The following is a 21,323-nucleotide window of genomic DNA, read 5'->3' as shown; positions in this document are numbered from 1 at the left end:
CATAACCATATGTGATATCGGTATTTTTCAGGCGGGCATGCATCTTTTAGGATGACAGCGTCATTTTCTTATTCCGCTGGAATCGCCTTGCCCCGCCTGAATCCCCTGAATCCCGCCACGCTGGATTCCAACACCGCCACCCTCTTCAATCAACTGCTTCAAGACTACGGCCCATACGCCAACATGCTGAGCGCGTTCGCGCCCCGGCCGCCCGCGTTGAAGCATTTTTTCTCTTACCTGGTGCAATCGCGTGAAGACGGCTTGATCTCGCCGCGCCATCTGGAAATTGCGCTGCTGACGGCATCCAAGGCGCACGCCTGCCACTACTGCGTCACGCTGCACACGCCCAAGCTGGCGGCGCACGGCATTTCGCAAGACGCCATCGACCGCCTGCTGGAACCCAGCGTGCCCGGGCTGGACGAGCAAGACCTGGTGGTTCGCGACTACGCGGTGCTGGTGACCTTGACGCCGTCGCAAGTCAGCGACGCGTTCTACAGCAAGCTGCAATCGTTCTTCAGCGAAGAACAGATTGTGGAACTGACGATTCGCATTGCGCTGTGCAGCTTCTTCAAGCGCTTTAACGAGGCGCTGGAAGTGCCGCATGAAGACGTCGTGGCGTTGGAACTTGCGCATGGCGCGGCCTGAGGCGGCCTGAGATTGCACCGCCATGACACTAGCCCCTGCTTTAAAACTGGAAATCCGCAATCTGTCCAAGCGGTTCCAGACCGACACCGGCCCCGTCCAGGTGCTGGACAACATCAGCCTGAACGCCGCCAGCGGTGAATTCGTCAGCATCATCGGCCCCTCGGGCTGCGGCAAGTCCACCTTGTTCAACATCCTGACCGGCCTGCTTGAACACGATGCCGGCACCATCGCGCTGGATGGCAAGCCCCTGCCCAACCTGCGCGGACGCGTCGGCTACATGCTGCAACGCGACCTGCTCATGCCGTGGCGCACCGTGCTGGACAACGTGCTGGTCGGCCTGGAAATACGCGGCACGCCCCGCGCGGAATCCGTCGAATTGGCACGCGACTATCTGAACACCTTTGGCCTGCTGCCGTTTCAAGACAGCTACCCCAAGGCGCTGTCGGGCGGCATGCGGCAACGCGTGGCGCTGGCGCGCACCTTGCTGCCGGACCCGGATGTGCTGCTGCTGGACGAACCGTTCTCGGCGCTGGATTACCAAACCCGCTTGTTCCTGGAGTCCATGCTGGCCGACACCGTCAGCCAAAAGGGCAAGACAGTGGTGCTGGTGACGCACGACATCGACGAAGCCATTGCTCTGTCTGAACGCATCTTCGTCTTGAGCGCCCGCCCCGGCCGATTGAAAAGCGAACACAAGATCGAACTCGGCACACGCTCACCCCTGGCCGCGCGCCACGACAGCCGCTTTCCGGCGTACTTCGACCTGCTCTGCCAGGAACTCGACATTCAGACCGGCCGCAAAACCGGAACCCACGCATGAGCCAGACCACCGTTACCCCTGCCGCCAGCGCCGCCTTGGGCGATAGCCGGCAACACACCTTGGCCGCCAATACCCGCGTCGAACGCACCGACCGCGCCCAACGCACTCGCCGCGCTCCTCGCGCCGCCCGTTTCCGCCTGCCCGTGCTGGTCACCCAGCTGCTGATACTTGCCGTGCTGTTCGGCGCGTGGGAAGCCGGCGTCCGGTCGGGCGCCGTGTCGGGCTTTCTGTTCGGTTCGCCCGCTGGCGTGCTGCAAGCCGCCTGGAAAATGATCCAGTCCGGCGAGCTTTGGGAGCACGCCAACTACACGCTGTGGGCATCCGCCGTGGGCTTTGTAGCCGGCACCGTGCTGGGCACCGCGCCTGGCTTGGCGCTGTGGTATTCGCCCTATGGCGCGCGGGTCGTCGAACCCTTTCTGGTCGCCATCAACAGCGTGCCAAAGATTGCGTTCGCGCCGCTTGTGATCCTGTGGTTTGGCACTGGCGTCATTTCAAAAGTGGCGCTGTCCGTATCGCTGACGTCCATCGTCGCCTTGCTGGCCGCATTTCAGGCCGCCAAGGACACAGACCCCGACATCCAGAAGATGATGGTTTCTCTGGGCGCCAGCCGCCGCCAGATCTTTCGCAAGGTGGTCGTGCCATCAGCGCTGCCCGCCATCATCAGCACGTTCCGCATCAACATCGGCTTTGCGCTGGTGGGCACCGTGGTGGGCGAATTCATTTCGTCCAAGTACGGGCTGGGGCACGTGATCTTCGTGGCCTCGTCGCTGTATGACCTGAACACCGTCTGGGTCGGCATCTTCTCGCTGATGCTGCTGGGCTTTGTTCTGTATGCCGGCGTGGACGTCGCCGAAAAGCGCTTGCTGCGCTGGAAAGACCAAACCTACGCCACCCAATTCAAGCTCTGAACCGCGTACCCAAAACCCACGCATTCAGACTGCAATTTCCAACCCTGATTTCCAAGCCTGCCATTCCCTATGAATCCGACTCTTTCCCTGCGCTTGGCCACGGCCGCCGTTGCGTCGCTGCTGTCCGTCTCCGCTTTCGCCGCCAACGACAAGGCGGTGGTATCCGCCGCCTTCAAGTCCGTGTTCTACCTGCCGGTGTACTTCGCCGAAGAACACGGGTACTTCAAGGATGAAGGGCTGGACGTGCGCATCGACGTGGCCTCGTCGTCCACCAACGCGCTGGCTGCCGTGATTTCCCGCAGCGCCGACTTCTCGCTGCACGGCCCGGAATGGACGGCTATCTCCTTTGGCCGCGGCGCGCCCGTGAAAGTCGTGGGCGGCACTTTGAACCGCCTGGGCGTGTGGCTGACGTGCAAACAAGACTTCAAGTTCGACGGCTTCAAAAGCCTGAAAGGCGCCACCATCGCCACGGGCGCCATGCCCACAACCAGCTCATCCGCCTTCCTGAAGCTCGTGAAAAACGCCGGGCTGGACCCAAAGCGCGATCTGGATTTGCTGGAAGTGCCGCTGGGTAATGAGATTGGCCCCTTGAGCTCGGGCAAGGCCGACTGCGCCGTGCTCTACGAACCGGGCGCGTCCCAGGCACAGGCCCAGGGCTACAAGGTGGTGTCGGCCTTCTCGCGCGAGATCGGCCCGTACACGTTCTCGGCCATCTCCACCCGCCAGGACATCTCCCCGCAGGTGCAGCAGAAATTTGTGTCGGGCATCGACCGCGCCTTGAAGGCCATCCACAAAGACCCGGCCGCCGCGGTGGCTAGCGGATTGAAGCTGTTCCCGAACCTGGACCCCGCCGTGGTGCGCGCGTCCGTGCAACGCCTGATCGACGACGGCGTGTTCGCCGATTCCGTCGCCGTGCCGGAACAAGCGTTGAAGGACGCACTGCAAACGCAGATCGACCTGGGCAACCTGGACCGCATTCCCCAAGACACCAAATGGCTTGACCTTCAAACCGCCCAGCAGATTTCCAGCAAGACGTACTAAAACCGGTGGCGCATGCCTACCGCGTATTGGGATTGATGCCACGACGAATCTGACCAGGCGCCCCGCATATAGCCGTAAATGGCATAGAGGTTGGTGCGCTTGGACAGGTCGTACCCATAACCCGCCGAATAGACCTGCTGCGTGTGCGTGGCGCCATCGCGCGCCAACGCGCCGCCGCTAGGCATGCTGCCCTGCCACGACGCCATGACCGTGTTGGCCCCCAACCGCCACGCGGCCCCGGCCATCACCGCATGCACCGTGCTGCCCGGAAAGTATGCGCGCTGCCCCGGCGACGGCACCGCCGGAATCGTCGACCCGTTGCGCATGATGGACCCGGCCGCATACAGCGTGAACGCGTCGACGGTGGCGCGGCCTGCCAGCGTATAGGCATCCGGCTGGCGTGCGCCGCCTGCCTGCCTCATCGCGGCGGACTGCACCGTTCCGTCTGCCCAACGCGCGCCTTCATAGGTTGCCGTGACGGCGTAGCCGGGTTGTTCATAGATCAACGCGGCGCTGTAGAGCTTGTTCGTCGCCGACGTTTCAAACCCGCCGCCCCCGTCGTAATCCAGGCTGACGTCCGCCCCTGCGCGCCACCCGCTCACCGACGGCGTCCAAAGCGCCACGGTGTTATCCGCCCGATTCGCGTTGTAAGGCAGCAGCGCGGTCTGCGCGCCCGTGATCAAGTACGACGCCAGAAACGCGTCATAGTCCGCCAGCGTTGCCGACGACACCGACGTCTGGCGGCCCAGGCGCAGATCGCCCCAGCCGCCCGACAAGCCCACCCAAGCCGCGCGCCCGAATAGACGCCCGCCCTGCGCCGACTTGCCGTTGTTGGCCACGACGCCGCTTTCCAGTTGGAAGTTGGCGCGCATGCCATTGCCCAAGTCTTCACTGCCGCGCAAGCCCCACCGCGACCCCGACTGCACACCCGACTGCATGTTCACGGCCGTGCCGCGCTCCTGCGTCGAAAAACCCGCCAGGCTCAGATCGACCACCCCATACAAGGTGACCGGGCTTTGCTGCGCGTCAGCCAGGCACGGCGTCATCAACGTGGCCACGCACGCGGACCACTTCCCCCATCGACGCACCACCATCACAAATACTTGAGCCAGAAGATGTCACGGCGCGCTGCCTTCAACCGGCCAAACCACCGCACGGGCCAGTACAGGGCCACCGCCAACAGCACGGAAATCAGCCAGATGCTGGCCATGCTGTCCACACCAAAGAACTTGCCCTGGTTCAGCCCCCAGACGCCCTCGCCCGCCAGATACAGCGCCTTCAGCACATACAGATGCAGCAGATAGAAGAACATCGGCGCGGCGCCAAACACGCACAGCACCCCCACCCAGGCAGCGGTTTGCGCGCGTTCAATCAGCACCAGCAAACACAGGCCCAGCCCGAGTGTCAGCAGCAAAAACATCAAGGACGGCGGGTACTTGGTGATGTTCACGAAGCTCATCACGGTATGCAGCGCATCGTCCTGCACGGCCCACGGTTGCGCCTGCCCATACCCATTCAGCATGCGCAGCACGACGAAGCCGGCCAGCGCCGCGATGCCTGCCGCCCACAAGCGGCGTTGCCGCACAGCCGCCGGCACGCGCGCCTGAAACCACGGCCCCACCGCATAGCCCAGCGCAATCACGCCAATCCACGGCAGCAAGGGGTACGACGTGCGCAGCCGCAAGGCGTCGCCCACCTGAATCCAGCCACGGTCATGCAACACCGCCCACGGCACATGCATGAATTCGCCCGCGGCAACGTGCACACCGTCCAGCGCGTTATGCCCCGCCACCAGCAACACGCCGATCACCACCAAGGCGGCACGCGGCAGCCACAGCAAGGCGGCCAGCGCCAGCATGCTCAAACCAATCACCCAAATCACTTGCAGGTAGATAACCGACGGCGGGAACTGGAACGTCCACGCAAAATTCACCACCACAATTTCCAGCAGGATCAGGAACGCCCCGCGCTTGGCCAGGAACGCGGCCGCCGCGCCACGGCTGCCGGCTTTAGCGCCGTAGAGCCAGGCGGATACGCCGGTCAAGAAGACGAAGACAGGTGCGCAAAGATGCGCGAGCAAACGGGAAAAGAACAGTGCGGGATCGGTGGCCGAGACGTCCATCGGGTCGCTGACCTGATGGTGCAAAAAGAAAGTCTCGCGAACGTGGTCAAGCAACATGATGACAATGACCAGGCCGCGCAAGGCGTCGATGGAACGCAGGCGTGCCGTAGAAGAAGCAGGAATCAAGGGAGACATGAAGGGAAGCGGATGATGACGGAGTCCCCAGCCGGGGGACGATGCAGCGAAAATTCGAGCAAGAATTGTAATGTAATAACATTACTAATCCAAGTCAGTTGACGACGTTCTGAATGGGCGTAGGCGCAGCGCCTGTGAGGATCAGGTGCTGCTCTTGCAGCAAAGACCCAATCAATCCCCAACTCGCACTTGCATTGATCGGGCGGCCGGCGTCATATTCGATCTTCGCTTAACAGGAGCCAGTCCGATGACCACCTTTGTCGATCGTCCCAACACTGCACTCGTCGTCATCGACCTTCAAACCGGTGTCATCGCGAACGCCCTCCGACGCGAAGAGGTGCTGCACGTCGTCAACACGCTGATTGCGCGCGCGCGAATCGCGGGCGTACCAGTGATCTGGGTTCAGCACACCGGCAGTGATCTCGAAAAAGGAAGCGAAGCCTGGCAACTCGCGCCTGAACTGTCTCCGGCGCCCGGTGAGAATATCGTCGAAAAGCATTATCGCGACGCGTTTGAAGACACCGATCTTGAACAGGCGCTATCCCGGCTGCGCGTGGGCAAGCTCGTTGTGACGGGCGCGCAAACAGACATGTGCGTGCGCTCGACCCTGCACGGTGCATTGGCTCGCGGCTACGATGCGGTGCTGGTTGGGGATGCCCATACGACGGTAGACATGACGGACAACGGCGCCCCGCCGCCGGCTGCGGTAATCAGCCATACGAATATGTACTGGAAAAACCAAAACGCGCCGGGTCGCGTGGGCGGGGTTGTTGAGAGTGGGGATGTGGATTTCGTGTGAGGGCCTTTGAAGTTGAGAGGCGGCGGAACGTGCGCGATACCGGGTGCGTTCGCCGCTTTGGCTCCTTGAACTACGAGAAATCGTCCGATTTGGAAAGCTCATCCGGATAAGTAATCAGGTCGGCTGCGTCGGAAACCCAGCCATCCTTGTCGTTCCGATAGAAACTAAGCCGTTGGCGCATCTCGTCCGTCCATCCACTTCGGGCCGACATTTCGCGTAGCAAGCCCAGGCCGATGCGCCGCATGCCGGCATTACCCTCTGCCCCCAACCGGGCTTCCACATGGGTCAGTTGATCCGCGCCCGCACCCGCCACCGTATCCGCAAGCGAATCAAGGACATCCCCAACGGCGCCCGGATGCAGCAATGTCGAGGAATCGAATTGCTGCGCAATCGCCAGCACGGCCTCGGGACTCAATATCGAGAACGCGAGCCGTAGCGCCAGTCCCGGATGCCAGCGCCTGGCCAGCAACGCTTCAACCAGCATGCCCGCCGACGCGGCCAGTTCCGGCTGGCCACGGTGCAACCGCCCCCGGTACGCAGCGACCACTGCAGCCAATGAACGCGCTTGCGTTATGCCTGCGAAACTGCTTGCCAGCTCCCGCGGCAAGTTTCTTGCATATATGCCCAGCAGCGCGCTGGCCGCGAGTTCAACGAGCGAGACATCCACGTCATCCAGCTGCGCGGCCAGCGCGTTGTACAGCGCAGGCTCGCCTTCTCCTGGCGGCATCGCTATCAGTCGTAGCAGTGTTTCCTTGCGGATTTGCGCATCGGAATGCCCGAGCAGCAATGCAAGGTGCTTGCTCAACGCGCGCTGGCTGTCCGGGGAAAGGCCAATCGGCGGAATACGGATGGTGGCGCGCGCCAGCGCTGGCTGCTCGCTGCAAGCGGCGGCGTGCAATCGCTGCCAGACTTCAGGGCGATCAAGGAAGTTCCAGTACGCCCGCATCAAGGCAATCGCCACATCCTGATGCAGCTTGGGTTCATCTTCGATTCGGGCCAGGAATGCAAAAGCACCCTCTGTCCTTAGATCGCCAGCGAGCCGGATGATCTCCTTCGCCACGGTGATCTTGCCGCGCGGTACGCGGCCAAGCAGATCCAGCACCTGCGCGGGGCGCAGGTTCATCAAGGATCGACGCAAGGCATAGATGGCGACGCGGGCCCGGCCGTCATCCAATGCTTGCATCAGCTCTGCCACGCCGCGTCCGGCATCGGCACGCCCGAGCGCTTCCAGCGTCTTGTCGCGCAGCCCCTGATCAGGCGCGTCCAGGCGCGCAAGATGGACAAGCGGCGCCAGGTCGATGGACGGCATAGCCGCGTATCGCTGGACTGAACCGTAGAGTTCCCACGCATTGCGTTGCGTGCTGGTCAGGACTTTAAGCAGTTCGCCGGCATAGCATTGCTGCTGGGCGGCCGTCCACCGAAAGAACCCGCTGTCATAGCCAGGAAGGAACGCCGCCTTTCCGCTTGGAAACCGCCCCTTGTAGACGCGGGCGGTCAGAAATGGCGTCAGCAGGTCCTGCCTGTGCAGATGCAAATGCCCGGAAACCGCGGGAACCTGAATCCAGCTCGGATCTTGCTGTACCAGACTAGGAACCAATTCGGCCACCCTCTTCCGGAGCCCGAGCCGCACCAACGCCTCCAGTCCCGAACGTGCCACATTGCCGCGCTTGTCCCGGGCCAGGTTGGCGAACATTTCGACGAACAGGTCCACGGCTTTCGCACGGCATCCAAAACCGAAGATAAGCTGCAGCGCAACCTGGGCGCGATCTCGCCGTATCCATGTCTCAAGCAGCCCCATCAGATGCGGGGCGATCTTGAGCAATTCGCCATCGCTCATGCGGGATTCCCAATGCCCATAGCGAAGATTGCCCATGCTGCCCATGCGCTCGACAAGGCGGGGCAGCGACTCGACAACAAAGGCAGGTTGAGTAGTGATGATGGCCATCAACCATTGCGTGGCCGCCAGCATGGTCTGGTGCGAGCAGTCCCGGGCGCGCAACGCGGCATCGATCAGCGCGGCAAACCCGCTTAGATGCTCAGCTTCCCAACGCGAAGGCGGTAGCGCCGCCAGGGCCGTAAACATCGCAAGCCGCACGGGGTCCTGTTCGTTTTCACGCGCTCGGCAAAAGTCCAGAATGGCGGGCAGGCTCGATGCCTCGTACCGCCCTGCCCCGACTACCGCCGCCACGGCTTGCGCGCGCAATTCGCCATCAGGCTGCGACAGAAATGGCTGAGCCAGGGCCAGCGCTTCCTGAAACGGCAGGCAGGACAGGTAAGGCAGGCGGACCATCGGCTCGGCGGCAAGGAGACGCAACGAGAACGCATGACGCGCTTCGGCCTGCCGGACAGCGCTGGATAGCCCGCGCACGAACTCAAACGGCAAAGCCCCGCTATCTGTGCGCCAGGCTTCGCCGCCATGGTGGTAAAGGGCGTCCCGCTGGCTGGCATGCAGATGTTGGAAAACCGCCCGCAGGTTGGGGAGCGCGTCGGCCGACAACAGTTTGCAAAGCATCGGCGCGTCCAGGCGCCGCAGGGTTTGCGCAGAGAGCGGCACGCGCTGCCTGCCTCCCAGGTCCACAATAATGGCCGCGATTTCCTCTGGGAAGAAGGATGCATAACGCGCCAAGGGCAAATCACTCACCGGGATTCGGGTGCTAGCCACGCGCAACAGACTCAACCCGCCCGCCGGGTCGCTGCGCAACAAGCGATAGAGCGAGGCTCTGATGGCAACGCGTAATACGTAGGACGGGTTACCGGACTGCTCCAGCTCTTGCACCAGCCTATCGCGCACGAATCCAGGCAACCGTTGCGCTAACGTTGCCCACTGCGGCGCCTCAAGCGCGGCAATCTGCGCCGCGTCCAGATGGCTGGCGATGAATGCATCTGTCGTCCACTGCAACAGATGCCGGCGCGCCGCGCCTTCCAGTTTCGGATAGACGGCATCGTTCACCTGTCCGCGTCCAGATCGCCAGAGCTGGCAGGCAAGATCCCGGCGGCACGGCTTCGTCATGTCCGGCATCAGTTGCACCAGCGTCTCATCGGGCACGACACGCGCCGCCAGCCGGGCCGCACGCATTGCCAGCATTGGCGATGGGTCGGCAAGCATCGTGACGATCAGATCCGCCGCATGGGAGCCGCTGGCCGACATCAGCGCCAACAAGCGCTCGTAGTGGATCTCCGACTGCGCAAGTGAGCTCAGATCTTCGGCAAGATGTGCATCCGTGATGGATTGACGACCGAGTTCCACCATCCGCTGGTAGCGTTGATCATGGCTGAGCGAGGCAACATCTGCGAGGATGCGCCGCACAGACCGGCGCTGTTCTTTGTGTGAGGTCGTCATGGTCATCTGTCAGAAGGGGACGGTAGATTCTATCGTCCGGACGACAACTCCTGGCTGGGAGCGGTTATTCATATACGCCCGCCTCCACCCCAAGGCGGGCCTGTCGCATCTCTCCATGGCGATTTCTACGTTGATCAGCGAAGAAATCGCTGGATCACAGCCATTGCAGCGCGGCACCATGTGGATCTGTCCAGGCCAAGGCATGGCCATCAATGCATAACAGGAACATTCCGGGCGGTTGCTGCACGTCTGCACGCTATGGCACAAATAGCCATAAAGGTGGACGTTATTTCGTGCATTAATGCGGTTCAGGGATTCGTAGAATTGACTGATGGATCAGTCTGACTCAACAGTCGGACTGCTTTTTCAGTGATTGGAAATATTTAACAGAGGGAGGTTCGTTTTATGGACGTTTCCAAAGGCATACCTTTAACGGTAAAGTCGCGCAGCATTGCGGACCTGAATCTTCCGCTGGTCAAACCGACCGCTAACTTTGCTCATAATTTAGAGGCTTCGGCTGAAGCGCTGCGCAAAGCGGAAGCAGTGGAACGAGGCATGGCTCGCATTGAAGCCGACAACTCGCCCCAAAATGCAGTTAAGGCTGTTATGAAGGGCGATCAGCGTGTTGCGACAATTTATAAGTCTGGCGTCATAGAGATTACCGATCACTATGCCGAACAACTGAAAGGCCTGGATCTTCCGAGTGATGCCTCTAGCAATTTGGGATCGATTCGTGCCGCAATAATAGCGAAGGCTGTGGGCGGGGAGATTTTGGATTTAAAAGCATCTTCCTCTTCCGCTTCGCAATCTCGGTTTTCAATAACGGCATAGATTAGAACCCGTTGAATTGATTTTTATTGTGTAACCCATCTCACATGGGTTAACACCAACGGGACGGCATCGGCAGCAAGCTTCGGCCTCGACATCCAATGAACTTCGTTGGATTGGAGCCTTCTTGAGACGGCCAGCAAGGGCCACAACTCGAGACTTGAGGTATGCAAGTTGAACAACTGCTTGTGGCCGTGAGCCGACGGTCATAGCCGTCCGCTTCCGCGCGTAACGGCCACCCGCCTCTCCCCACAGCAGCCAATCATCCGACGCCGGGGCCGGGGCCGGGGCCGGGGCCGGGGCCGCAAAAATTTCAACTTCAGGAGTCCAGGCGCTCAAGCATATTGCTCGACAGCATTGCCGAGGGACCAGTTCCCTTTGTCGACCTCCACCAGATCACGAGAACATCCTCTGGTCGAATACCGAAGCGACTGTAGATGCGCACCCGCCGCAAGCCTTACAGTCAAACGACGGCAGGAGGCCAGGCGTCCGGCAAAAAATTACGGCCTAGGCGAGCTCAAACGTTGAAGCTCGCCCATTGTTGGCATTGTCTTTAATTCGTTCTGCGATGCGCTGTTGCACAAGTCGCGCCACTTCTTCTTTTTCTGCTGGGCTCATCGCGGCGTACTCTTCCTTCGAGATGCCAAGCGACCGCAGGGTCAGGTCAAAAAAGCGCTCTTCGGGGCTCATGGCCACGAAGTCTTGGAGTTCCTGTTCAGCGTCAGACAAGACTGGAGGGGACTTCTTGATCTGGAGTCGGTCAACGCCGCGCTGCGCGTCTTGAAGCGCATCAGCGAAAGAGGCATTGGTCTGGCTGGTTTGGCCCTGTTTCACGAACGAACGGCCCATGGTCATCGTCGGGACTTCAACCTTGTACATAGCTCCACCTATTACTTTGATTGACGAACCAATCATTGGACGATATCCGGCCCAGGACCAAAGCTCGGAACTCGGCAATATTTTCCGCTCAAATGTTCACGTCAGTCTGAACTATTCCCACGGCCGATAAGCCTGCTTCAGGCCTGTAGTCGATGCAGCAGGCTAATACAGGTCATTGCGTATAGATTTGTAGTAACCCTCGTCCACCTGCTGCGTCATATCGGCTCCAGCGCCCGTCATCGCGGCAACAATCTGGCCTGGCGTGGGGACTTGGTCTCGTTCTATTCGTGATGATTCCGCCCAAAGCTGCGCCCGGTTAATCGCCTTTCCGCAATGAAAGAGCACTTCGTCAATCCTGACGACAATTGCGCATTTTGGTCTCTTGTCTTTTTCCTTTAACGATTCAAGCAAGGCTTCGTCCGTGTTGATGGCCGCATGGCCGTTGATGCGCATAAACACCTCTAGCCCTGGGAAAAGAAAGAGCATGCCAATGCGGTCATCCTCAACAAGATTTGTCAGGGACGCTATGCGGTTATTTCCGGGCCAATCAGCAAACGCAATGTGCTTGTCATCGAGCACATGTACGAAGCCGGGAGGTCCCCCGCGCGGCGATGCATCCAGACCGTCGGCATTACCGGTAGCCACACAGAAAAAGGTTGCCACACCAAGGTACTGACGATGGAATGGCATCAAATGCGGCAGCACTCCTTTAGTAATCCTCTCCGAGGGCGGGTCATACATCTGCGCCAGCTGGGCGATATTGGTCAGTTGTTGGGACATCTCTGTGCTCACGTTTAAGAATCTCAGATGAAGCATATGGCCAATAACGGTGGTGGTGATAGACTACTTCTGCCATTGAATAGCTCAAATACGCCAATCCGTGTCATCAATCACTTTTATCGATAAGTTGGACCAGGCACGCTTTGTAGACGGAAGCAATCCGCCATTGATTTCCGTTGTCGGCAGTGAAAGCACATTCCGAGAATCTGGCCCACATCACCACCCCAGCGGGCAACTGTTCGGTTTGTTGTCTGGTCTGCTGAGCGTGCGTACGCACATGGGGACGTGGGTTGTGCCATGTTCCCGTGGTGTATGGATTCCACCATCGGTGATGCATGAAGGTCGCTCGCATGGCGCATTCAATGGGTGGAGTGTCTATGTATCCCCCCAATCCAGTATTGGCCTTCCCAAGGAGCCGCGCGTCATCGAAGTGAGCCCTCTGCTACGAGAGGCGGTACTCCGCGCGGGCGCCTGGGAAACGGGCGTATTAAGACCGAGCCAACTGCGTTTGGCTCAAGTCATACTGGATGAAATTGGAGAATCCACAGCGGACACGTTCTGGCTTCCCATGCCTGCGGATAGCCGATTGCAACGTATCGCCATTGCGCTTACCGAACAGCCTGCTGATGAACGCTCGTTAGAAGAGTGGGCGCTTTGGGGGCATATCACATCACGCACGCTGAGCCGTAAGTTCGTGGATGAAACCGGACTTACCTTCACCGCGTGGAGACAGCGGGCACGCTTACTGCGTGCATTGGAGTTATTGGCTGCCGGAAAAACGGTGACAACAATCGCTCTTGAACTGGGCTACGACAATGTCAGTGCCTTTATTGCGCTATTCAAAAGAACATTTGGTGTCACACCCGGACGCTATCTGGCAGAGAACATCTAGCGTTCATGGCTGCTTTTGGCTGTGCAGCCGAAAACGGACCCCGTTACCGACGGCGGCTTGCGACCCACTAAATCTGGGGGCAGGTCATAGGGCCTCGCAAGCATCGAAGCGGTTAATGACTTCACTTCGGAGGTCCGATACGAAACACTTTAGCGTCCGCCAGCTACCGGTATGGCCGCCATTACAATCACCGAGATTACGAGGAGAACCCGTTTGCCTCTGCCCGCCTCACCCAATGTGCCCCTAAAAAAACGCATTGGATAATTTTGCGGGTCCATCAGCGAAATTTCATTAGGAATTTAACGCTCTCCTTTCCATAATCTCGGAGAGCTAGTGGCTGCACATAGGGCGCGCGTCCAGAGTTTGGCTAGATGAGTACGTTGCCTGCGTCCTCCCGAATCCATCATTCGTCTAGGTAGGTCATGTCCGACATTGTGGTCTTCCTCAGGAGCCGTCGGAAGTTCGGCGACCAGATCGTAGCGTATCCAGCGCTTAGCCTGCTGAAGCAGTTTTGGGGCGATAAGCGGGTTCGCGTGGTGTCTCGTTACGCCGTAGGGCATTTCTACAATCACCTTCCATGGGTCGACGAGTTCGTACAGGCTGACACGTTCCCGGCGCAGGTACGCGCGTTACCTCCCGGCGCCCACGCGTCGTTGAGCCTGCACCATTCTAGCGAGCGCTACTCGCTGATCAGCTTGATTCGGAGGCCCGCGCTGCGCATCGGGTTCGATAATGACCGTTTGTGCGATCGAGTGTGGACCCATTCTCATCGCAAAGACATCAACGAGTACATCGGCCTTGCAAATCTTCGTTTACTCGCAACGTATCAGGATCATGAGCCTGAACGAACGGCGCGTAACGCCTTTCTGGAGATCGCCAGCCCGCATGTAGCGAGGGTGAAGCCGGCGGACGTAATCCTGATGCCGGGAGGCGGATCTGGGGCTTTCAAGCGGTGGAGCCTGGAGCGCTATCTTGTGCTCGCGGATCTTCTTAAAAAGCAGTTCGGCGGGTCCGCCAGCTTTACCTTTGTCCTTGGGCCTGACGAAGGAGCGATGCGCCAGCGTTTAGACCGCCTGGGTCGAAACGACTTCAATGTCGAGTTTTGTCGGCCAGCGGCGGAGCTCGCCGCGCTGATGCACAACGCCCGCTTGGTCGTGTCGAACGATTGCGGCCCATCGCACATCGCTCAGGGCTTATGCGTTCCCTATGTGGGCGTCTTCAATGAACCAAATCCAGAGTGGTTCTGGGCGCGAAGGTACACGCGTGATGTAGTCCCGGACAACGGAACGGCAGACATCAACTCCATCGAGCCAGCGCGTGTCTTCCATGCGTGCCTGGACGTCCTCGCCGAGCCCAGATTCTCGTGAAGAAAACTCACCCGTTGCGGGGTTGGCAGCGCAGCTTTTCGCGAAGGCGAGCAGTGACCGCTTGAATGCACAGCCGAAAGCCGACTATCGCCCACGTCCGCTCCCGACCCATTCCATCCACTCGAGATTAATACCCAAACACCCACAATTCAGTGGTATCGGAATACCTTCCCCCCCTTCCCGCAACAGACCCATGGCCTCTAACTAATCAAACGCCCAGCCCTCCACATACGCCGGTCTAAAACGTCATTCTGAAACCCGCAGTCGCCGTAACGATGGAGCTGCCGGAGAAATCTGCGTCGGCGTCGACCTGGCCGTAGATCGCATAGCGATCACCCCATCCGTAATTTGCGCCCACCCCAACGCTGCCCCAGGTGCGCGCCATGCGGCTGACGGCGGGCACGCCGGCCACGCGCACACGGGTTCCGTCGAGGAGTTCATGTTTCACATTGACGACGCCGTAGACGCTCGATTCCCGATTCACGCCACCCGTTTGCCAATTGCTTGTGTAGTCCAGCGCGATACCGACGCGGGCCAGCAGGCTGTCGCCCTTGTCGCTTTCAACATGCGCGCCGAATTTGTCGTTGAAACTGTCGAAGCGGGTTGATACGTAGGTCAGCTGCGCCTGCGGGATCAGGACCAGTCGCTCGCTCAATCCGAACGCCTTGCCCGCTTCGATACCGAGCCCGTAACTGTTGGCGTGGTTGCCGCCCTTCAACTTGCCGGCCAGCCGGGAATTCAGGTCGCTGTCGAACCAGGTTGCTTGGGCCTGGGTGTCGATATAGAGGCCATTCTTGCCATACCAGGTCAGCGTCGGTGTCAGGCCATAGGCCGTGGTGTCGATCGTGCCGTTGCCATACGCCGAATACACGTGTGTGTCGGCCTTGCCGTAGTGAAAGGCGATGCCGCCCACCAGGCGGGACCCTTCTTCTTGACCGGCCAGGATACGGTCGACACCAAATTGCGCCTTCCAGCTGTCGATGTCCTGGCGTGCGCCAGTGGTCGACGTGGAAGGCTCAAGCCGGCTCGTCGTGCCCTCCACGCGGCTCCATACGCCGTTGCGGCCAACATCCGCCGAATCATAGAGGCGATTGCCGACCCGCTGGCGCAGGGTGGGCAGCCGGCTCAGGTTAAGCAGTGTGTTGGCGTAGGCTTCATAGACAGGCACACCGGGCTGATACAGCAAGGGCGGTTCGGCGCCCGGCGAAACGCCACCGGTGGGCGGCCTGCCAGGACCGGTGGCGGGTGTGCCGGGACCGGTTGGCGGTGTGCCGGGATCGGTCAGGGATGATCGCAGATACCAGCCGCCGTCGGATGAGTCCTGTTGCAGGACATAGCCGTAGGCGCCGGCCACCAGGGCCGGACGCCCCTGGATGACATAGTCGCCGTTAGCCAGGTTGAACTGCCCCGCCGAGACCCCGTTGACCTGCACGATCTGTATGCCCCGTTGAGTCAACCCGCCAGCGCCTCCCATGTTCTGGACGTTGACCGGTGTCGCGCCTGCGGTGTCGCCCGTGACTACCAATTTATCGGTTGGCGAGTTGTCGCCGCCAAGCTGGGTGCGGATCTCCAGGTTGCCGCCCTGAGCCGTGTAGTTGCCGGCGATGGTCAGGGTGCCGAAGCCGCTGCGCGGCCCCGGAGCGATGGTGCCCTGGTTGACCGTCGCGCCGACGCGCCCAATGCCGGTCAGCCGTGCTCCCGTCAGGACGTTCACCGGCCCGCCCAGGACGCCATCGACCTGCAATGTGCCGGCCTGGATATCGGTGTTTCCCGTGAAGGCGGCGCTGTTGCCCGACAAGGTCAGCCTGCCGGCACCCAGCTTGTTGAGGTTGGAGGTTCCCGAGAACGCGGTCATCACGCCCACCTCGTACCCGTTGGTGTCGAACGAGGCCCCCTCGCTTCCGATCGCCTGCGTCAGGAAACCATTGAGGAAATTGGCCTTGTCACGCAGAGCGCGCAGCACGCCGCCATCCAGGATGAAGGTGGCATTGCCGGGGCCCTTGATGACCGAGCCGGTCTCCAGCACGCCGCGGCCGCTCGCACCACCAGTGAGGTTCAGCGTGCCTGTAGCGGTGCTGCTGACGGTGAGCCGCGTATCGCTGGTGGCAACCACCAGCCCGCCCTTGGCGATGTTCAACGTCCCGGTGCCTGCCGAGCCGATATCGATGCGATCGCTGGCAGTAAGCGTCGAGACATCGGCGGTCGTGCTCGATACGGTCACCGTGCCAACGCTGCCAGCCCGGAAGCCGACGTAGATCGTTGCGGCGGCGCCTGGCGCGGACGATCCGACGGTGCGCACGGAGGCGCCTTCCCGGACTTGCAGGTCGCCAAGGCCCTCGAAACCTACGTAGGTATTGTTGAACGGGTTCCAGCTGGATGCAGGTCCCGACACCGTTACGCTGCCCTGGCTACCGGGGCCGCCGCCGATCAGCGCCTGGCCGCTCTGGACGGCGCCGCCGTTGTCGATTTGCAGCGTACCGTTACCGTTCGCGCCGATTTCGAACGCGTAGAGCGTGTCAAGTTCCCAAGTTGATCCCGGCCCGGATACGACAACGCTGCCGACGCTGCCGTTCTGGCTCGCAATGCTGCCCGATGCGCTTCGCGCCAAGCCGCCGTCCAGAATGCGGAGTTCGCCATTACTGCCAGACTCGTTGCCGATATACACCTGGGCCAGGCTGGTCCACGTGGACGGTGTGCCAAGGCCGTCACGGCCTGACACCGTTAGGGAACCCACGCCACCATTGAGGTTGCCAATGAAGGCCCAATCATTGACGACGGAACCGCCACCGCTGATGGTCAACGTCCCGCTAACGGAATCGCCAACGACCAGATCGCCTCCCACCAGCCAATTCGGCGTTTGGGCCGGCCCGGGGAGCACTTCGCCGGTACTGGAAACCGTTTGAGCGTTCGCCGGGTTCGCGAAGTTGGCCGCAGATGCGGCTAGGATTATCCATTTTGACCACCCCACGCGACCACATTTCTCGCTGACCACAGAAATTCCTTCGCAAAATAAACAGGAACAACACCTTGTAGCTACGGCATGCAGCGCGCGATCTTGATAGGGGGTTACCCTCAGCGAATAACGCGTCGCATGACGTGTTTATGCATCGTGTTTGCAGTGCATCGTCCACATTCAACCGTCAAAGATTGTCAATAAAAAGACCGGAGATAATCTCGCGCGATATTGTCTGGCTGGATAGCTCTTGCCCCTACGAGCCAAGATGCGTAGGCTGCAAAACGTCGATGCGCGTTCACCCGACCCGTCGATGCCTACACTCCACGCAGGAGCAAGATGGCCACGAACGTTAAAGCGAGTTGTTTTGAACGATTAGCTCGTAAGGGGAACGACGTGTCGCTGCAACGAGGCAGGCAAGAACAACCGCTGCGGCCCACAGTGCGCCGGGTGACACTCAGTTTGGCCATCGCCTGGTTGGCGCTGGTGGCCGGCCTGGGGTGGTGGATTTCGCAGAGGATCGTGACAGCCCAGTTAGCGAGCCTGGCGGCCAGCGCCGAATACGAAGCTAAAACGACCGTGCGCGTGATGGACCGCTTATTCACCGAGATGGTGAGCGTGGCCAATATGGTGGCGCGGCAAAGCCTGGTGATTGAACTCGCCATTCGTTATCGCACGGACGCGCCAGGCGCCGCCGCGCTGACCCGGCAGGAGCGCGCTGCGCAGTTCACGCGCGACCCATTGGTGCGCAGGGTCGGCGACGTCATGAACGCGCTGGCCAATGATCTGCGCTACGCGCGCATTTACATGAACAACATGTCGGACGACACCGTGACGGCCAGCAATTGGGCCGAGCCCGACAGCATCGTGGGCATGATCTACTCGGGCCGGCCCTACCTCATTGACGCGTTGCGCACCGGCAATGGCCATTCGTTCGGTATCGCTCGTCTGAACAAATCCCCCTCCTATTTCGTGGCTAGTCGTATCGAGGACTCGAACGATGTGCCGTTGGGCTCAGTCACGGTCAAGTTTGACGCACCGGAGGTGGCGCTTTATCTGACCGGGCGCCATGTTGCGCTGCTTGTAAACCGCCAAGGGCGCGTGATCACGGCGTCGTCAGAGCCGTTCATGCTGCGCAACGTCGCAACGCTTCTTCCGCCTGGCACGGTACTTCCACCGGACGGCGAGGAAGAGCCAGGCGAACTCATGGATGTGCGCCCCACAGGCGGTTCAGACCGTGCCGACCAGTGGCTTATCGACGGCAAGCCCTATCTGCTGCGGCAACAGCCGCTGTCGGGTACGCAATATCAGTTGCTCACATTGGCGTCGTTGGAGCACCTGGCTCCCATGCAAAAACAGCATTTTTGGATGGCAGCGCTGGTCGCGGTAGTGGGCTTGATCTTGATCCTGCTATCCGGTCATGTGGCCAGCCAAATCTTGATGCGCCGACAGGATGAACGGTATGCGGCCAACTATGACGCGCTGACCGGCCTGCCGAATCGACGCGCGGTGTTGGCTGAGCTGGATCGGTTGTTCGTTCTGGCCAAGCGGACGCAACAATGGGTTTTGGTGGCGTTTATCGATCTGGATGGGTTCAAGCCGATCAACGACACCTACGGACACGAGGCCGGCGACAGATTTTTGATCGAGGTGGGCCGGCGCATGTCGGCTGGGCTACGGGCGAGCGATATGCTGGGCCGATGGGGTGGCGACGAGTTCGTGGTGATTGGGCTAGTGGCTCCGTCCACGTCCGACGACCCGCAAAGGGTCGTCGCCGAGATGCGCAGCCGGTTGGCCCTTCCGCTGATCGGTACCTATACCTTGGGCGAATGTCGTCTCGACTATCGCGGTGCAAGCTTTGGCATTGTCAGCGTGGACCCTGCTGTCAGTTCGCTACAAGCTGCACTCAAGGAAGCCGACCAGCTTATGTACGCAGACAAACAGGCACGGCGGGCGCGTCAAACGTCTCAGGAATATGCAAACCCGATGGTCCAAGCATCCTAGCCTCCACCCGCCCTGCCGTACTCCACAATCGCGATGTCGCGAAAGGCCTTGATCAGCGCCAGCCGCGATGACCCGCGCGGCCAGATCAGTCCGAAGCGGCGCGGCTCGCAGGGCGCTGGTAGCGGCGACACCGCAAGACCCAGCCGCCCGATTGCGCCGTTGGTCGCCAGCGGCAGGATTGCCACGCCAAGGTCGCGGCTGACCATCACCGCAATGGCTTCGATGGCGTTGAGTTCGAAGCGGTCGCGCGGCGTGATGCCCACTCGCTTCAAGTAGTCGTCGACGTGGCGGCCGCCCCAGTCATTGCGCTGGTAACGGATGAAGGGCTCGCTGGCCAGCAGGGAATGCGGATCGCGCCCAGCCAGCCGCGGCGACGTCGCCAGCACGTAGGGCTCTTCGCGCAGCAGTTGCCAGCCCAGGCTCTTGGCCAGCGGATACGGGGCTTCTAGCGCGATGGCCGCGTCCAGTTCGCCCGCCTCAACTGCGGGGTAGAAACGCGCCGAATGGCCCGGCGTAAGCGCCACGTTCACCAGCGGATGTCGCGCCACCAGGCATTCCAAGATGGCCGGCACCATGGAGTTGAGCGCGGTGTTGCCCGCGCCCAGCCGCAGCTCGCCCATCACTTCACCGGAACGCGCCAGGTAGCGGATCTGTTCCAGGCTCGCCAAAACCTCTTGCACCGGCGCCAGCAATTCGGCCGCTTTGGCGGTGAGGTGCACGGTGCGGCCGGCGCGCGCCACCAGCGGCGCGCCCAGCTCCTGCTCTAGCGCGCGTATCTGCTGCGCGACCGCGCCATGCGTAAGACCTAGCCGGCGCGCGGCCTCGGCCATGGAGCCGTGGCGCGCCACGGCGACCAGCGTTTGGAGAAAGTCGGTGTTCATAGTGATAGATATTCTATCGTTTGATCGTAACCAAGCTCGCCCCACCGTGCTTGTACCCGGGCCACAATGCGGCCCAGGAGACAACCATGAAAAGCAAGCTGTTCGTTCCGGCATCACGTCCGGAACTGTTCGATAAGGCCATGGCCAGCGCCGCCGACGCGATTTCCTTCGACCTGGAAGACGCCGTCGCGCCGGAACGCAAGGCTGAAGCACGCACCATACTCGCCGACTGGCTCGGCAAGCAGGCAGGCGCCGCGCATGCCAAGAAAATTATCGTCCGCATCAATGCCTCCGACACCCCCTATTACGCCGACGACCTGGCCGTGCTGGGCCGCGTGCCGTTCGACATCCTGAACGTGCCGAAGACCCAGGACGCCGCCTCGGTGCTGGACGCGGTATCGCGCGCCAGCGCCGCCGGGTTCAAGGGCAGCTTTCTTGTCAATATCGAAACGCCGCAGGCGCTGGCCCGCGCCGCCGAGTTGGCAGCTGCGCACGAGCGCGTTTGCGGCCTGCAACTGGGCCTGGCCGACCTGTTCGAGCCGCTTGGCATCGCGCGGTATGCGCCCGAAACGCTGCGCCCGATCTTGCTGGCGGTGCGCCTGGCGGCCGGCGCGTCCGGCAAGTTCGCACTGGACGCCGCCTATGCCCGCGTGAAAGACATCGAGGGCTTTCGCGCCGAGGCGCGCCTGGCGCGTTCGCTGGGCTTTCTGGGCAAGTCGTGCATCCACCCCAGCCAGATCGCCGTCGCCAACGAGGAATTCGGTTTCTCGCCTGACGAGATCGAACAGGCTCGCCGCGTGGTCGAAGCCAGCCGCGCCCACGCGGGCATCGGCGCGTTCCTGCTCGATGGCCGCATGATCGACGCGCCTTTCGTGCGCCGCGCCGAAGACGTGCTGCTGGCCGCCGGCCACGCTTAAGCCCCTTCCTAA

Annotated in this window: 17 protein-coding genes; 10 read left to right on the top strand and 7 right to left on the bottom strand. The window is 61.1% G+C overall.

Annotated features, from left to right (window positions below; all coding sequences use genetic code 11):
* Positions 1-87 precede the first annotated feature (87 nt).
* The 4 genes from HV765_RS02530 (at position 88) to HV765_RS02515 (ending at position 3,414) form a co-directional block, all read left to right on the top strand.
* Positions 88-645 carry a carboxymuconolactone decarboxylase family protein gene (locus tag HV765_RS02530; protein WP_054426866.1) on the top strand — a complete coding sequence of 186 codons (558 nt, stop codon included), beginning with the start codon at positions 88-90 and terminating at the stop codon, positions 643-645.
* Between the two features lie 22 nt (positions 646-667).
* Positions 668-1,465: an ABC transporter ATP-binding protein gene (locus HV765_RS02525; RefSeq protein WP_054426867.1), complete on the top strand. Its 798-nt coding sequence runs from the start codon at positions 668-670 to the stop codon at positions 1,463-1,465.
* A complete protein-coding gene (locus HV765_RS02520; RefSeq protein ID WP_254600410.1) occupies positions 1,462-2,373 on the top strand; it encodes an ABC transporter permease in 912 nt (303 codons plus the stop codon). The genes HV765_RS02525 and HV765_RS02520 overlap by 4 nt, the downstream gene beginning before the upstream one ends.
* A gap of 69 nt (positions 2,374-2,442) precedes the next feature.
* A complete protein-coding gene (locus HV765_RS02515) occupies positions 2,443-3,414 on the top strand; it encodes an ABC transporter substrate-binding protein (RefSeq protein WP_175168667.1) in 972 nt (323 codons plus the stop codon).
* Here HV765_RS02515 and HV765_RS02510 read toward each other — a convergent pair.
* Entirely contained in the window at positions 3,411-4,508 is a 1,098-nt protein-coding gene (locus HV765_RS02510) for a porin (RefSeq protein WP_276529709.1), read from the bottom strand. The genes HV765_RS02515 and HV765_RS02510 overlap by 4 nt on opposite strands.
* Complete coding sequence (locus HV765_RS02505; protein WP_054426870.1) at positions 4,508-5,671, bottom strand: acetyltransferase domain-containing protein; 1,164 nt, start codon at positions 5,669-5,671, stop codon at positions 4,508-4,510. The genes HV765_RS02510 and HV765_RS02505 overlap by 1 nt, the downstream gene beginning before the upstream one ends.
* Positions 5,672-5,918: 247 nt before the next feature.
* Between HV765_RS02505 and HV765_RS02500 the strand changes: the two genes are divergently transcribed.
* Positions 5,919-6,470, top strand: coding sequence for a cysteine hydrolase family protein (locus HV765_RS02500; RefSeq protein WP_175168665.1), 552 nt, complete (start codon positions 5,919-5,921; stop codon positions 6,468-6,470).
* 70 nt (positions 6,471-6,540) lie between these two features.
* Here HV765_RS02500 and HV765_RS02495 read toward each other — a convergent pair whose 3' ends face one another.
* Positions 6,541-9,810: a hypothetical protein gene (locus tag HV765_RS02495; protein WP_175168664.1), complete on the bottom strand. Its 3,270-nt coding sequence runs from the start codon at positions 9,808-9,810 to the stop codon at positions 6,541-6,543.
* Between the two features lie 405 nt (positions 9,811-10,215).
* On the opposite strand from HV765_RS02495, the gene HV765_RS02490 reads away from it, so the two are divergent.
* The gene (locus tag HV765_RS02490) at positions 10,216-10,641 is read left to right on the top strand and encodes a hypothetical protein (RefSeq protein ID WP_175168663.1); all 426 of its coding nucleotides are present in this window, start codon (positions 10,216-10,218) and stop codon (positions 10,639-10,641) included.
* Positions 10,642-11,145: 504 nt separating this feature from the next.
* Here the strand turns inward: HV765_RS02490 and HV765_RS02485 are convergent.
* A complete protein-coding gene (locus HV765_RS02485) occupies positions 11,146-11,517 on the bottom strand; it encodes a hypothetical protein (RefSeq protein ID WP_175168662.1) in 372 nt (123 codons plus the stop codon).
* 162 nt (positions 11,518-11,679) lie between these two features.
* The gene (locus tag HV765_RS02480) at positions 11,680-12,297 is read right to left on the bottom strand and encodes an MSMEG_1061 family FMN-dependent PPOX-type flavoprotein (RefSeq protein ID WP_175168661.1); all 618 of its coding nucleotides are present in this window, start codon (positions 12,295-12,297) and stop codon (positions 11,680-11,682) included.
* Between the two features lie 100 nt (positions 12,298-12,397).
* Between HV765_RS02480 and HV765_RS02475 the strand changes: the two genes are divergently transcribed.
* Together HV765_RS02475 and HV765_RS02470 are read left to right on the top strand one after the other, a co-directional pair.
* Positions 12,398-13,189 (top strand): AraC family transcriptional regulator, encoded by a 792-nt coding sequence (locus HV765_RS02475; protein WP_338060085.1) that lies wholly within the window; start codon positions 12,398-12,400, stop codon positions 13,187-13,189.
* A 422-nt stretch (positions 13,190-13,611) separates the two neighbouring features.
* The gene (locus HV765_RS02470) at positions 13,612-14,556 is read left to right on the top strand and encodes a glycosyltransferase family 9 protein (RefSeq protein WP_175168660.1); all 945 of its coding nucleotides are present in this window, start codon (positions 13,612-13,614) and stop codon (positions 14,554-14,556) included.
* Between the two features lie 238 nt (positions 14,557-14,794).
* Here the strand turns inward: HV765_RS02470 and HV765_RS02465 are convergent, their stop codons facing one another.
* A complete protein-coding gene (locus HV765_RS02465; RefSeq protein ID WP_175168659.1) occupies positions 14,795-17,548 on the bottom strand; it encodes an autotransporter family protein in 2,754 nt (917 codons plus the stop codon).
* Positions 17,549-17,848: 300 nt separating this feature from the next.
* On the opposite strand from HV765_RS02465, the gene HV765_RS02460 reads away from it, so the two are divergent.
* Positions 17,849-19,513 (top strand): sensor domain-containing diguanylate cyclase, encoded by a 1,665-nt coding sequence (locus HV765_RS02460; protein WP_175168658.1) that lies wholly within the window; start codon positions 17,849-17,851, stop codon positions 19,511-19,513.
* Here the strand turns inward: HV765_RS02460 and HV765_RS02455 are convergent.
* Entirely contained in the window at positions 19,510-20,394 is an 885-nt protein-coding gene (locus tag HV765_RS02455; protein WP_175168657.1) for a LysR family transcriptional regulator, read from the bottom strand. The two genes, HV765_RS02460 and HV765_RS02455, sit on opposite strands and share 4 nt — an antisense overlap.
* An 86-nt stretch (positions 20,395-20,480) precedes the next feature.
* On the opposite strand from HV765_RS02455, the gene HV765_RS02450 reads away from it, so the two are divergent.
* Positions 20,481-21,311, top strand: coding sequence for an HpcH/HpaI aldolase/citrate lyase family protein (locus HV765_RS02450; RefSeq protein WP_175168656.1), 831 nt, complete (start codon positions 20,481-20,483; stop codon positions 21,309-21,311).
* The last annotated feature ends 12 nt before the right edge of the window (positions 21,312-21,323 follow it).

This window comes from Achromobacter kerstersii (assembly GCF_902859595.1).
Lineage (GTDB): Bacteria > Pseudomonadota > Gammaproteobacteria > Burkholderiales > Burkholderiaceae_B > Achromobacter > Achromobacter kerstersii.
Note: the sequence above shows the minus strand (reverse complement) of the source record. Positions and strands in the feature narration are given on the sequence as shown.